Annotated in this window: 17 protein-coding genes and 3 tRNA genes; 5 read left to right on the top strand and 15 right to left on the bottom strand. The window is 52.8% G+C overall.

The annotated features are described in order from the left end of the window. Positions 1-151: 151 nt before the first annotated feature. Positions 152-1189: a calcium-binding protein gene (locus ACP4CD_RS22580; protein WP_426992730.1), complete on the bottom strand. Its 1038-nt coding sequence runs from the start codon at positions 1187-1189 to the stop codon at positions 152-154. A 15-nt stretch (positions 1190-1204) separates the two neighbouring features. Between ACP4CD_RS22580 and ACP4CD_RS22575 the strand changes: the two genes are divergently transcribed. Both ACP4CD_RS22575 and ACP4CD_RS22570 read left to right on the top strand, forming a co-directional pair. Next, on the top strand, positions 1205-1840 hold the full coding sequence (locus ACP4CD_RS22575; RefSeq protein WP_426992728.1) for a hypothetical protein: 636 nt from the start codon (positions 1205-1207) through the stop codon (positions 1838-1840). Between the two features lie 94 nt (positions 1841-1934). After that, positions 1935-2552, top strand: coding sequence for a hypothetical protein (locus ACP4CD_RS22570; RefSeq protein WP_083386173.1), 618 nt, complete (start codon positions 1935-1937; stop codon positions 2550-2552). A gap of 141 nt (positions 2553-2693) precedes the next feature. On the opposite strand, the gene ACP4CD_RS22565 is transcribed toward ACP4CD_RS22570, so the two are convergent. The 8 genes from ACP4CD_RS22565 to def form a co-directional block, all read right to left on the bottom strand. After that, positions 2694-2769, bottom strand: a tRNA-Asn gene (locus ACP4CD_RS22565). Between the two features lie 26 nt (positions 2770-2795). Then, positions 2796-2872 (bottom strand) — tRNA-Arg (locus tag ACP4CD_RS22560). A 61-nt stretch (positions 2873-2933) separates the two neighbouring features. Further along, positions 2934-3024: transfer RNA gene (locus ACP4CD_RS22555), tRNA-Ser, on the bottom strand. A 10-nt stretch (positions 3025-3034) separates the two neighbouring features. Next, complete coding sequence (gene csrA, locus ACP4CD_RS22550) at positions 3035-3226, bottom strand: carbon storage regulator CsrA (RefSeq protein ID WP_064029361.1); 192 nt, start codon at positions 3224-3226, stop codon at positions 3035-3037. 580 nt (positions 3227-3806) lie between these two features. Then, a complete protein-coding gene (locus ACP4CD_RS22545) occupies positions 3807-4151 on the bottom strand; it encodes a DUF2845 domain-containing protein (protein WP_231883677.1) in 345 nt (114 codons plus the stop codon). After that, on the bottom strand, positions 4148-4981 hold the full coding sequence (locus ACP4CD_RS22540) for a quinoprotein dehydrogenase-associated SoxYZ-like carrier (protein WP_426992725.1): 834 nt from the start codon (positions 4979-4981) through the stop codon (positions 4148-4150). Before ACP4CD_RS22540 ends, ACP4CD_RS22545 begins: the two co-directional genes overlap by 4 nt. A gap of 25 nt (positions 4982-5006) precedes the next feature. Further along, a complete protein-coding gene (locus ACP4CD_RS22535) occupies positions 5007-5924 on the bottom strand; it encodes a quinoprotein relay system zinc metallohydrolase 2 (RefSeq protein WP_426992723.1) in 918 nt (305 codons plus the stop codon). Beyond that, positions 5924-6460, bottom strand: coding sequence for a peptide deformylase (gene def, locus ACP4CD_RS22530; RefSeq protein ID WP_426992721.1), 537 nt, complete (start codon positions 6458-6460; stop codon positions 5924-5926). Before def ends, ACP4CD_RS22535 begins: the two co-directional genes overlap by 1 nt. A gap of 184 nt (positions 6461-6644) precedes the next feature. On the opposite strand from def, the gene ACP4CD_RS22525 reads away from it, so the two are divergent. Next, on the top strand, positions 6645-6983 hold the full coding sequence (locus ACP4CD_RS22525; protein ID WP_064029353.1) for an HvfA family oxazolone/thioamide-modified RiPP metallophore: 339 nt from the start codon (positions 6645-6647) through the stop codon (positions 6981-6983). Positions 6984-7187: 204 nt separating this feature from the next. Here ACP4CD_RS22525 and ACP4CD_RS22520 read toward each other — a convergent pair whose 3' ends face one another. From ACP4CD_RS22520 to ACP4CD_RS22495, 6 genes are all read right to left on the bottom strand, one after another. Next, positions 7188-7511, bottom strand: a complete 324-nt coding sequence (locus ACP4CD_RS22520; RefSeq protein ID WP_064029351.1) for a HesB/IscA family protein — start codon at positions 7509-7511, stop codon at positions 7188-7190. A 2-nt stretch (positions 7512-7513) separates the two neighbouring features. After that, the gene (locus tag ACP4CD_RS22515) at positions 7514-8629 is read right to left on the bottom strand and encodes a cysteine desulfurase family protein (protein ID WP_426992720.1); all 1116 of its coding nucleotides are present in this window, start codon (positions 8627-8629) and stop codon (positions 7514-7516) included. Then, positions 8629-9114, bottom strand: coding sequence for a Fe-S cluster assembly transcriptional regulator IscR (iscR, locus tag ACP4CD_RS22510; protein WP_064029346.1), 486 nt, complete (start codon positions 9112-9114; stop codon positions 8629-8631). The genes ACP4CD_RS22515 and iscR overlap by 1 nt, the downstream gene beginning before the upstream one ends. A 123-nt stretch (positions 9115-9237) precedes the next feature. After that, positions 9238-9810: a class I SAM-dependent methyltransferase gene (locus tag ACP4CD_RS22505; protein ID WP_426992719.1), complete on the bottom strand. Its 573-nt coding sequence runs from the start codon at positions 9808-9810 to the stop codon at positions 9238-9240. A gap of 193 nt (positions 9811-10003) precedes the next feature. Beyond that, the gene (gene cysE / locus ACP4CD_RS22500) at positions 10004-10753 is read right to left on the bottom strand and encodes a serine O-acetyltransferase (protein WP_071160397.1); all 750 of its coding nucleotides are present in this window, start codon (positions 10751-10753) and stop codon (positions 10004-10006) included. A 7-nt stretch (positions 10754-10760) separates the two neighbouring features. After that, entirely contained in the window at positions 10761-11489 is a 729-nt protein-coding gene (locus ACP4CD_RS22495) for an RNA methyltransferase (RefSeq protein ID WP_426994722.1), read from the bottom strand. A 95-nt stretch (positions 11490-11584) separates the two neighbouring features. Here ACP4CD_RS22495 and ACP4CD_RS22490 point away from each other — a divergent pair, with 95 nt between their 5' ends. Both ACP4CD_RS22490 and ACP4CD_RS22485 read left to right on the top strand, forming a co-directional pair. After that, positions 11585-12379, top strand: coding sequence for an inositol monophosphatase family protein (locus tag ACP4CD_RS22490; protein ID WP_064029340.1), 795 nt, complete (start codon positions 11585-11587; stop codon positions 12377-12379). An 87-nt stretch (positions 12380-12466) separates the two neighbouring features. After that, on the top strand, positions 12467-13375 hold the full coding sequence (locus ACP4CD_RS22485; RefSeq protein WP_064029338.1) for an NAD(P)-dependent methylenetetrahydromethanopterin dehydrogenase: 909 nt from the start codon (positions 12467-12469) through the stop codon (positions 13373-13375).

The raw sequence follows: 13375 nt of genomic DNA, 5'->3' as shown, positions 1-13375 counted from the left end.
CTTGTCCAATTGCGGAACATCCATTATCAGGTCGTCGCCGTTGGTTCTGACACGGCCCCTTGGCAGGGTTGGTCGATTTTGTCTAACAGATTAACTCGTTACCATAACCCTTTAGTACCATTCGTTTCGTTTTTTGCAACAGCTTGCGCATTTACGCGCATTTTCTGGATCGCGCCGCTAGCGGCCAAGCGGCCTCGTTTGCAGCATTCCGGCGCTTGGTTACCGTCTCGGTATCGAGTGAGCCGTTCACCGGACCGAGGCCGACGCCGTTCAGGTTGGGCCGAGTCGAGTCGGCGAAGGGGTAGGTCTGGTCGGTTTTGGCGAAGGTCCAGTCGTTGGCTTGGGTGGTGTAGTCGGCATCCGCAAAAATGATGTCGTTGCCGGCGCCGCCTTCCAGCCAGTCGCTACCTTCGCCGCCCATCAGCGCGTCGGAACGGCCGCCGCCGATCAGCATGTCGTCACCGCTACCGCCGCTGAGAAAGTCGCCCAGACGATCGGCCGGGACCGAGCCCAACCCCTCTTCGGCGTTTTGTTCATCGGCGTAGAGTACGTCGTTACCTAGGCCGCCTTGCAGGATGTCGCGGCCGGCCCCGCCGTCCAACACGTCGTTGCCCTGGCCGCCGTCCAACAGGTCGTTGCCGTTGCCGCCGTACAGAATGTCGTTACCACCCAACGCCGCCGCCTGAACGACGGCCCTGTTGAGTTGCTTGCGGTGATGAGTCACGCCGTCTTCGTCCAGCTCGGCGACTTGGGTCACGGACCAACTCCCACTTGGGTTGGCGATACCGCCGTCGCCGTAGAGCATGTCGTCATCGCCCCCACCCACCAACACGTCGGCGCCGTCGCTGCCGGCCAATATATCCTGGCCGGTGCTGCCATAGAGTTGATCGTTGCCCGTGCCGCTGGCGAGCAGGTCGCCGCGCAAACCTGTACCCGCAGCGGTTTGGCCTTGGTCGTACAGCGTTTGGAAGCCTTGCTGTTGGTCGGCGTACAGCAGATTGTCGCCGCCGCGATTGGCCAGCAGGATGTCGCTGCCGCCCAAACCTTGCAGCAGGTCGTTGCCGGTGTCGTCGTAGAGGGTATCCGAAGCCACGCTGACCATCACGCAGCGGCGATGGCTTGAACATTTCAAACCGCAGCAGCACTCAGGCTTGAGCGTGTATTGGAAGTTAGACATAATCGTGGACACTTCATATCCCTTGTATTGACGATCATCCGCGCTTGGCTGTGCGCTGGTCAGCCAAAGACGGAGTGTAAAAACATTACGACTTATTCAGATTGGTTAAACCTATGTCGCCAGCCTTTACTCTGGCTTGGTTTACCCGACCCGGCAGCCTGCATGTTTGAATGCATGCTTGATGATCCTGATCGCGAACAACTCGGCCACATGCTGCATTGCTGGCATAACCGTTTTGAAAACGAGCCGATCATGATTAGGGATGCATTGAAACGCATAGGCTTTGATGAAGAGGCTTTCCTGGATGTTATTAGAGAAATCGCCGGCGAAAAGGATGGCAGCATCAATAAAACCCGACTTGGTTGGTGGTTAAAACGGCATGAAGGGCGTGTAGTTGATGGTTTGCGGTATCCTGCTACCGCAGACGGTTTAGAACAATTTATTCGAGAAGCATTGGAACCGATCTGTATGCGAATGGAAAAAGAAGCAAGGTATCAACCGGCCATAAAAGCCCAAACTTTAGGTGAAGGCCTGCATCCGCAGCGAATGGAAAAGCTAAATCGCTACGAAATACACCTGGATCGTAAATTTGAACATACTTTGGCGATGCTTTTAAAGCTAAAAGAGCTGAGAAATCGAGCAAATCCGAATCCTGCTGAATAGCCTGTAGGGCTTGGTATGACTGGTATTCCGCACATTTTATTGAATACCAGTCATTCAATTTACTTAATGATTTCGGCAAAATCTGGGGAATTTTATGAGCGGTATAGGTAACGGACGACGGAATCAAGGCGGCAAAGACACAACCAATGATTTTATAGCTCTTGATGTAAGACGATTGCAACAGGATGGTTGCTTAAAACCAGGAATGTCATTCACTACAAGTTGGTTGTCCAATGGCGAGAACATCGGCTCAATCCAAATACTTGGTCATGCAAGCTATGTCATTCTCGATTATCGCCATCAGCGGGCAGGTGAGGCCTGGGAAAATAAACGTTATCCAGTAAATCTTGACTGGTCAGGCTGTCATTATGGTGGACAGCGTGCTTGGTTTAGGTGCCCGGCCGATGGGTGTAACCGTCGAGTGGCATTACTTTATCTTGGCAGTGCTGGTATTTTTGCTTGCCGCCATTGTTACGAACTTGCATACGCTTGCCAAAGGGAAACAAAAGATGATCGATTTGCACGGCGAGCCGATAAAATTCGTGACAAATTAGGTTGGCATCGTGGAATTTTAAATCCCAACGGCACCAAGCCAAAAGGTATGCATTGGAAAACTTACTGGCGACTCAGGGCTGAACATGACGGTTGTGTTAATGTTGCGCTACTTGGCATTGCCAAACGATTTGGATTTTTGGAAAAAATGCTGGGATAAATCTGTTTCGCAAAAAAAGATTTTTGCTGTCAGTCATTCGATTTAAGGGTATGGATTACTTTTGAAAGTTGCCCAGAGGTTGCCCGGAAAACTTCAGATGAAAAAAAGGGCCTACATTTTCATGTAAGCCCTTGATTTATTTGGCTCCCCCGGACGGGCTCGAACCGCCGACCTAGTGATTAACAGTCACCCGCTCTACCGACTGAGCTACAGGGGATTAATTCGGTAATACCAATGCTCAAATGGCGCGCCCGGAGAGATTCGAACTCCCGACCGCACGGTTCGTAGCCGTGTACTCTATCCAGCTGAGCTACGGGCGCTTATTTGAGCCGCTTATTATCAATGATTTTAAAAGAATTTACAACTTATTTTTTATTTTAGTGGCGGAGAGAGAGGGATTCGAACCCTCGATGGGCTTTTGGCCCATACTCCCTTAGCAGGGGAGCGCCTTCGGCCTCTCGGCCATCTCTCCTAAAACTCTATCAACTCTCCGCGTTACTCGCTTCGGATTGCTCTTTCTTGATCCTCTCGTAGATTTCTTCCCTGTGAACCGAAACGTCCTTAGGGGCATTAACGCCGATACGAACCTGATTGCCTTTCACCCCGAGAACTGTAACAGTCACATCGTCACCAATCATCAAGGTCTCTCCCACTCTACGGGTCAAGATAAGCATACTATCTCCCTACATGTCCAATTGTGCTTTGTTACTGCAACATACTCGAATCGACAATTATAGTCTCTTTTTAAAAAAGAAAAGCCTTATTACACCCCAGCTTGACGTCAATGCAGCTTAGAGCTTGTTTATACGCTATCAGAACTGCGCATGGCGCGCGAAATATAAAAAGAGGCCGCCGTCTTCTTCGCGAAAGAAGCCGAGTAATGCACGGATTTATTCAAGCACAACAGAAGACATCTCCGGGACCGCGCTCAGTGAAGTGAGCAGGGAACACCAGTGATTACTATGCCTGGCTCAACGTCCGGCAAGATGGCGGCCACAAACGACACGATCCACAACCTGCCGAAAAAATGCGGCAGATTTTTACCAAAAATAAGCAGAGCTTTGGTTCGCGTCGTTTAGCGGCTCGCTCAAAGAAGCAAGGTTCTCGGACAGTCTTCTCTTCTAAACAGACGTGGCTCGCATCCGAGCACGAGTAAGCTACCCCAACCAAGCAGGCGGAAATGCGTCGTACATATTCTGCCACCCCGAATTCGTAGACTAGCCTGCGGCCGTTGAAGTCGGAATCGTATCTCGCTCAATACCCATACCCGAGATCTTGGATATTTTTTAATTCGCCGTTTTCGAACTCCAGAAGTTGCTGAAACTTTCTACGCCCGAAATTGTAGGTCCATTCCTCAATAACGACTTCTTCGAATTGATCGATTTCCAATGCACCGTAAGGATGGCGAAACCGTGTACCGCGCACGGCAGTGCGCTCTTCCACACCATCCGGCTCACCGCACTTCGCCAAAACATCGGCTTTGTGATCACCAATTCGGACCAATTTATGCCCACAACGCATCGCCAGCGCATCGACGGACACAACAAGGCCTATCGACGACACTCCAACCAACACAAACGCGCGAATCAGCGGACTCAAGGACTTACCTGATAGCTTTGGACATAGTTGGTCCCTTTGCTACACACGTTTCGACTGGTCGGCGACTCACAAGAAATATCGGAAAACTCCGCTTTCAATTCGCCCGGTTTATCGGGGACGAAATAAAAACGAAAATTCGGGTCCGCGCTAATTGCAATGTCGATCTTAGCGTTCAGCACCGGCTTGTCATTGAAACTGACCTTCAATTGGTCGACAAACTGCGATTTGCGGATGAAGCGAGTCACCTGATCCATCTGCATGCCGGTCAGATTCGGATGACTGATCATTAGTTGAGCCAAGGTCGGTTGCCCGGTTTGCACGCCTCCGTCCAAACGGAATTTAACCTTGCCGATCCGCTTAAGCGCTTCGTCCAAATCGGCTCCAATGGGTGCCGAACAGCCACCGCTGGCCTTGACGAACTTTTTAGTCATCGTGAACTTGCCGTCGCTGGTTTGTGCAACCGCGCGAATGTTGCTATAGGTATTGACCCTGACCCGCATCGCCAACTCGGCTTTACCGCTCTCCGGGAAGAACTCGAATTCGCCAACGAATGGAAACGGGTTCTTATCGACGAACAACCAAATTTTTTTGACGAACTTGTCTTTGGCCTGAGGAATCTTACTCGTGACCTTCAACGGCACGATCGCCGGGTCCTCGGCACGATACGGCGCTTCCAGCTCAATAACGTCCGAGCTTTCTTCAATGCTCTTGCCCGCGAAAAACTGGTCTTTCAACACCATATTCCAAGTCAGGTCGTCGCCTTCCGCGTGAACGCTAACCGCCGAAATCAACAAAACCGACGCGGCCGCCAATCGAGATACATAATGCATGGTTTAAATCTCCCCAGGTAATCAATCAGTCTTCCCATTCCAGCTCGGCGAAAGCGATGGTAACGTTTTTGCGATGGAACTGTTCGAACAATTGCCAACGGCTTTTTGCGGCTAATCCAGCCGAAGACACCGCCTGCTCCAATGTTTTGCCCTGCTTGATCATCGCTCTTAGCTCGTCGGACAGTTCGGCCAAATACCGCTTTTCCGGCTGCATGGCCGCAGGCCAATCGTTAACCACGCGACCATGTCCTGGAATCACCAAGCGATAGCGACGATGCTCCAATCTTTCCAATTCGGCTAGCCAGCCCCTGATACTGCCATCAATGACTGGAATATGCTCCAAAAACAACAAATCGGCTAGCCACATAGTGTCTGTGTTTTTATCGTACACGCTAAGATCGTTATCGGTGTGCGCCGTGGGATGAGCTGTCAGCACAAGGTCGCGATTCCCGAGGTTCAAGGTCATCGTATCCTTGACCTGCAAGTCTGGGGGTATGATATTGTCTTGATTGACGTGGATGTCCAGCACCTCTTCAGCCCGACTCAGGTAATGCTCGCCGCGGGTCGCCATGGCCCGCGCCAGTTTGTGATGACCGACGAAACGCACGCCCGGTTCGTCCTTGAAGGCACGGTTACCGTAGATGTGATCGGGATGCACATGGGTGTTGATCACATAGCAAATCGGCTTATCGGTAAGTTGTTTGACCGCGTCGCGCAGGGCAATTCCCTGCCGAGGGCTACCACCGCTATCGATCACCGCCACGCATTTGTCGCCGACGATAAACCCGATATTGGCGATCTCGCCATGGTTGGCTCGATCCGGCCAATGGTGCGCGGACAAGTGTACGTAAACCCCTGGAGCAACTTCGCTAACCGGCAGCGGCGTTGCCGCCCAGACACACACGCTCGTCAGCCAGCCGAAAATCATCCAAATTATTCTCATCACTCACCTTGCACCGCTACTCGATTGAAAAACTCTGCCTCGGAAATGATATCCCGATTGTTTTCGACCCGATCCAAATAGACCAAACCCAACAAGTGATCGAATTCGTGCTGAAACACTCTGGCAGGAAAGTCACGCAACGCCAGGCGTTGAGAGGCGCCATGAACGTCGCGATACCGAACATCAATGGATTGATAACGCGGCACGAGCGCACGAATACCGGGTACGCTCAAACAGCCTTCCCAATCCTTGCGCATTTCGGCATTAAGTACTTCGAACCCAGGATTGACCATCACCAATGGCGCCATTTCCGGTGCCAGCGGATAACGAGGTGTCGGCCGCGATGCAATAATCAAAACTTGCAGCGACACCCCCAATTGTGGCGCGGCGATTCCCACACCGCCTTCGGCGAGCATTGCCGACTGCATTTCCTCTAATAATTCGTGGAACTCGCTACTGGAAAAATCATCAACAGGCTGCGCTTGCCGACGCAGCACTTCGGAACCCAGCAGTTGAATTTGCGTGATTGGTTTCATGTCAGAATCGAAATGTCCGAACGTTAGCTTAACCTGTTGGGCGCGCAGTATATCGCTAATAGCGCTCGTCAACCCGTCTTTACTTTACCGGACATTTTTGTGATATTACTAAAAAGCTTGCGCCGACAATGCGGGTTTTGACTTAACAACCGCTTAATATGTATCGACTTTTCCAGGAGACTATATGAAAAAAATCCATAAAACCCCGTTCGCTATCGCCATCGGCGCATCCCTGTTGCCAACCTTGGGTATGAATGCGGCACAAGCCGAGAGCAATCCGTTCGCTTTAACCGATCTAGGCTCAGGGTACATGCTCACTGCTGAAGCCAAACCCGACGCGGCGGCGGATAAAATGAAGGATGGCTCTTGCGGTGAAGGCAAATGCGGCGCCGCAATGATGAAGAAAACCCCCGACAAAACCGCTACCGAAGGCAAATGCGCCGGAAACAAACCTGCGGCATCCGGGGACAAAGCCGCCGAAGGCAAAAAAATGGAAGGTAATTGCGGCGCTAACATGAAATAACGCCGCTTCTAGCGCCCGCCCAAATACGCGGGCGCCTTACCCCCGAAAGGGGTCAGCTTTAGAAAATATTCCTTGAACTTTGGACTAAAAGTTTTTCCGGCTGAATCAAACTCATCGAAAAGCAACGCACTTGGTACTCCAAATTGCGCTCAATCAGCAATACCGGAAAAACAAACACCTTCCAGAACGTTTTTAGCGCATCGCTCAAACGGCAAAGCTTTCACCGCAACCACACGTGGCCTTGACGTTGGGATTCAAAAATTTAAAGGTTTCGTTAAAGCCTTCCCGAACGTAGTCCAGGACGATACCGTCCAATTTATCTAAATCAATACGCTTGACCAACAGTTTGACACCGAACTGATCGAAAACCAACTCGTCAGCCTCGGCTTGATCGGCATAATCCAACACATAGGCGTAGCCCGAACACCCCGAAGCCTTCACACCCAGCCGCAACCCTAGCCCTGAACCACGCTTCTCGAGCTGTTTGCGAATTTGTTTGGCGGCGTTTTCCGTGACTTGAACAGTCATAATTAGTACTCCCGATTCAATGCAAGCGCCGACTTTAAGCCGGCAATAAATTCGTCGATTTGCGCTTCGTTATTGTCTTTACCCAAGCTAACCCGAATCGCGGACCGGGCATACAACGGCTCGACAGCCATCGCAGTCAGCACCGGACTGATGGCCTCGGAGCCAGCCGAACAGGCCGATCCGCTCGACACCGCGATATTGAGTTTGTCTAATTGCATCAGTAACATTTCGCCGTTGACGCCGGCGATGCCGAACTGAACAGTATTCGCGAGGCGGTCCGAGTGTTCGGCAAATATTTTGACGCCAGGGACCTTGCTTAATTCGGCCTCCAGACGCCGCCTAAGTTCCCGAACCCGCCCAATGCGCTGATCCAGTTCGTTTTTCGCCAGCTCGGCGGCCTTACCGAAACCGACTATCGCGGCAACGTTCTCGGTACCGGCTCGTCGCCCGGACTCCTGTTCGCCACCCCGCTGCCAAGCACGAAAGTGATAATCGGCGGCAACCACCAAGGCTCCACACCCCTTAGGCCCGTAGATTTTATGGCTGGAAAGACTCATTAACTTCACGCCCAATTTCCGAAACGAAATCGGCATCTTGCCGAGGGCCTGCACGGCGTCGGTATGAACCGCCACACCGCGCTCCGCCAATAGATCGGCAATCGTTGCCACCGGCTGGATTGCACCGGTTTCGTTATTGGCCAGCATCAGCGACGCCAAATCGCCGGATTGCCAAGTCATCGCCGTTATCGCATCGACTTTCACGGTGCCGCTAGCGCTAACCGGCAAAACCTGCACATCACGAAACAGACGCCGGTGATGGTCGGCGTTTTCGAAGATCGACGGGTGTTCGATTGCAGAGATCGCCAAGCCGCGCTCCCAAGCATTCACCAGCGCTAATGCGTTTGCCTCGGTGCCGCCACTGGTAAAGACAATCTGGTCCGGCTCGGCATCCACCAAAGCAGCGACTTGATTTCTCGCGCTGTCGATCGCGCTTCGTGCCATGCGTCCAAGCTTGTAAAGACTGGACGGATTGCCGTACATCGCATTCAGGTACGGCTGCATGGCTTCAGACACTCGTTCGTCGCAACGCGTGGTCGCGTTGTGATCGAAATAAATCATTAAGCGCTGAGTTTTTCCTTGATCGGCTGCATATCAATGACGTGCTCAACCTGCCGAGCTTGGCGTTTTGCGACTTCCCCGACCAGGTCACGCTCCAACAACTGGCCAAGGCTGATTTCCTTCAAATATTCGCGAATCTGCTCGCTGAGCCCCATCCACAAATCATGCGTCAGACAAGGCTGATCATTGTGACAATTTGCTTTGCCGCCGCACTTAGTGGAATCAACCGGCTCGTCGACCGCCTCAATGATGTCCGCGATATTGATTTCGCGAGCGTTGCGACTCAAGGTATAACCGCCGCCTGGGCCGCGCACGCCTTTGACCATTCCGGCCTTGCGCAAGCGCGCGAACAACTGTTCAAGGTAGGAAAGCGAAATGGTTTGACGGGTCGCGATATCAGTCAGCGTCACCGGGTTGGACTGACTGTGGTATGCCAAATCCAACATCGCCGTCACTGCATAACGTCCTTTAGTAGTTAGCCGCATGGTAAACCCCTTACAAATTAATGATTATTGTAAACGCGACTATAAATAAACCCAGTAAAACGGTCAAGTATTCTACATAAGAATGCATTTTTGGCAGTCTACTCTCCGAAACTCAAGGCACATTTAATGAGGCTTGCTAGTCGAAACTTGATAACTGAAAGGCATAAAAGCGTTGTCGTAAGCCAGCCATGAGAGAACTTTGGCTGCCAGGTTGATGATTACAACGAAAAACGGAATCACCAGAATCAATGGCATTAAAGGACTTTTCCTCGAAACCCAATCCCAGGCGACTTTGCTGATCGCGATGTTTGTGAGCAAACCGGCGGTCTCCATTGGCGTACCGACCGCTAAGCATTGTTCAACCACCAACCCGTAACGTTGAAGAAGATTAGAAATACCGTGTCGGCTAAGCCGCGTAAAATCGCGTGGTTCGTCATGGAGTGGGTATAGAAAAGGCACTTGAAGCAATAACCGACCGCCGGGCTTTAAAATCCTGGCGATTTCCTCAATCGCATGATCGACAGAATCCAAATGCTCTAGGACATCCAGCAACAACGCGACATCGACACTCTGTGTCGCAATCGGTAGCCGGCCGGCGTCGGCAAATATATCCGGTGCTGTTCGGTACCACTCCGTTGCAGTTTCAGGACGAGCCCAACGTAATGGCAATTCCCCGGCAAAAATCGCTCGGGCCAACAACCGGCGCAACCGATAGCCGACACAATGCCATCGCCCCGAAGCCTTACAACCACTCGATCAATTTGAGATTGCGACCACAAACCAACCACTGCGGATGCAGTGGCGTGTGCAAGAGGGGCTGCAATGCTTTCTTAATGTCTCTTAAAATCATTTTAAGACAAATCCTCAACACGGCCAAACCAAGGATCTTTCATTGCTGATCCTTGATTTCGCAAGCCTGCAAATTCGACGCAGCTTGTTCTCTACATTCGACACCGGAGGCGCGCAATCGCTCGCGCATTTCTTCCACCTGCTTATCCAATTGGTGAATGTGATCCAGCATCAGGTTAATGGCGTTCGCGATCGGGTCCGGCATGTCGCCGGTCGCACCATAGGCATCGAAACCCATTTTCTGAGCCATCGCGTCGCGATTGGCCCGTTGCTTGGACTTCGAGTCAATCAAATGCGCCGGAATCCCAACCACGGTAACCCCCGGCGGCACCGACTTGACGACGACTGAATTAGAACCCACCCTGGCACCTTCGCCAATCTCAATCGGGCCTAGAACCTTGGCGCCAGCCCCAATCACTACGCCATTCGCCAAGGTCGGATGTCGCTTGCCCTTGCTCCAACTGGTGCCGCCCAAGGTCACGCCGTGGTACAAAGTGCAGTCGTCACCGATCACCGCAGTCTCGCCGATTACCACGCCCATGCCGTGATCTATGAAAAACCGCCGCCCGATTTTCGCTCCAGGGTGAATTTCGATGCCGGTTAACCAGCGCGCCAAAAACGACAAATACCTAGCCAACCAGCGAAAACCGTGTAGCCACAGCCAATGGCCGCAGCGGTGGATCAACACCGCATGGAAGCCAGGATAGGTCGTGACGACTTCGAAAACCGACTGCGCGGCCGGATCGCGGGCGAACACACAGTGGATGTCTTCTTTAAGTCTGGCTAGCATCGTGGGCTCACTTGGCGTTATGGTTTTGCGAGAAGCGCAAAATGCCTCTCAAGATATCCAACTCCTTGGTGTCGAGTTGGGCGCGGTTGAACAGGCGTCGCAAACGGCGCATGATGGATCTTGAGCGTTCAGGATGCAGGAATCCAATATCCGTCATCGTCTGCAACAGATGCTCGTAAAATCCTTCCATTTGTTCCGCGCTGGCCAGGGGCTCCTCTCCTTGATCGCCGACTCCACTCCGGTGCTGGCGTCCGGAGGCGACGTATAATTCATAGCAAGCGACTTGCACGGCCGCCGCGAGATTTAATGAACTGTAGTCCGGGTTACACGGAATCCTCAGCAAGTAATGGCAAAGATCCAGCTCCTGGTTCGTCAAACCGGAGTTTTCCCGGCCGAACACCAGCGCGACATTTTGATCGGCCGCCGCCGCTCCACCCCAGCGTTCGGCCATTTCCCTGACGGCGACCGTCGGCCAACTGATGGTTCTATCGCGAGCGCTGGCCCCCAACACCAATTGACAGTCGGCTATCGCCTCGCTCAAGCAGGTGTAGACTTCGGCGTGCCTGAGCACATCGTCGGCACCGGACGCGCGGGCCGTGGCGTCGGCATGAGGGAAATATTTGGGGGCCACCAAGCGTAATTCAAACATTTCCATGTTTTTCATCGCTCGCGCCACGGCGCCAATATTGCCGGGATGCGAGGTTTCCACCAACACGACCTTAAAATTCGACAACAACATCCATTCCCCGGCCGACTAAAAAACCGGCGATTCTAACAAAACATTTGTTATTCTATCGCGGTTTTCCAACTGCTCATTACCAATCCGCTCCCATGCATCCGATGCTTAACATAGCCGTCCGCGCCGCGCGGAGTGCCGGCGATTTGATCCAACGCTCGTCGCAAAACATCGAGAAACTTGCCGTCAATCAAAAAAGCCGCAACGACTACGCCTCGGAAGTCGACCGAGCCGCCGAACAAGAAATCATTAAAATCATACGGGCTGCCTTCCCGGAGCACGCCATTCTGGCCGAGGAAAGCGGCGAGCACAAAGGTAACGATTACGTCTGGGTCATCGATCCGCTCGACGGCACCACCAATTATTTACACGGCTTTCCTCAGTACGCGGTGTCCATCGCGTTAAAAAACAAGAACAAGCTGGAATTGGGCGTGATTTACGACCCGGTTCGGGACGAGTTGTTTACCGCCGAACGCGGCGGCGGCGCGATGTTAAACAACCGGCGCATCCGCGTCACCAAACAAAATTCGATGCGCGGCGCGCTGATAGGCACCGGTTTTCCGTTTAAAACCATGGAAAATATAGAACCCTATCTGGGCATGTTTCGCGCCGTTTGCGCCGATTCTGCCGGTATCCGCCGCGCCGGCGCGGCCGCGCTGGACATGGCCTACGTGGCCTGCGGCCGCCTGGATGCGTATTGGGAAATCGGCGTCAAGGAATGGGACATCGCGGCCGGCGTGTTGCTGGTTCAGGAGGCCGGCGGCGTCGCGACCGACTTCTCCTTTAACGACAAATACTTACAATCCGGAAACATCATCACCGGCAATCCGAAGATGCACCAGTTGATGTACGCCGCGATCGAACCGCACGTGCCGCCGCACTTGAAATAGTGCGAACTTCGGCAATTCACCTAGAATTGTTATCCCAAACTCTTTTTCATATACTAACCGGCTAACATTCATATACCAGAGGCCATCATGGAAAAACCTTTTATTCTGCACATGCTGACCACAGCCAAAAATTTGAGCCCGTTCGACGTCAATATGGCGATGGACGCCGGCTGGATTTCAGCAGTGCCTTATATCAATGTCGAACCGAGCGAAGTCAGAGGATTGGTTCAAGACGCGATATTTTCCCGCAGCCCGAAAGGCTTGTTGCGCACCGCGATTTTCATTGGCGGACGCGAAACCAAACAAGCAATGGATATGCTGAAAAGTGCGAAAAACTCCATGGTGCCGCCGTTTGAAGTCTCGGTATTCGCCGATCCTAGCGGCGCATTTACCACTGCCGCCGGCATGGTCGCCGCCGTCGAAAAAGAATTGGCGGACAAGTTCGATACCACGCTGGAAGGCAAAAATGTGCTGGCTCTGGGCGGCACGGGACCGGTCGGCCAAGCCGCCGCCGTAATTGCCGCGCAAGCCGGTGCCAACGTTCGGATCATTGGCCGGCAATTGGACCGGGCCGAACGCACCGCCGAACTATGCAGCGAAGAATTCGGCGACGGCAAGATCACAATCTCGGCGGGCGCCGACGCCGATAAAGCCGAATACATGCAGACCGCCGATGTAGTGTTTGCCACAGGCGCGGCCGGCATAGAATTGCTCAGCGCGGAATTGATTGCTAAAGCCCCGCAATTGAAAGTTGCCGCCGATGTGAACGCGGTACCCCCGGCCGGTATCGCCGGCGTCGACGCTTTCGACAACGGGAAACCGCTGGCCGGTTCTATCAGCGGCGCAGTCGGTATCGGCGCGCTGGCGATCGGCAACATCAAATACCAAGCGCAAAGCCGTTTATTGAAACGTATGTTGGAAAGCGATCAACCGTTGTTCCTGCACTTTGAACACGCGTTCGATGTCGCGCGCGAGTTCATTAAATCGACAAACTAA

It is taken from the genome of Methylomonas stagni, from assembly GCF_050154735.1.
In the GTDB taxonomy this organism is placed as follows: domain Bacteria; phylum Pseudomonadota; class Gammaproteobacteria; order Methylococcales; family Methylomonadaceae; genus Methylomonas; species Methylomonas koyamae_A.
Note: the sequence above shows the minus strand (reverse complement) of the source record. Positions and strands in the feature narration are given on the sequence as shown.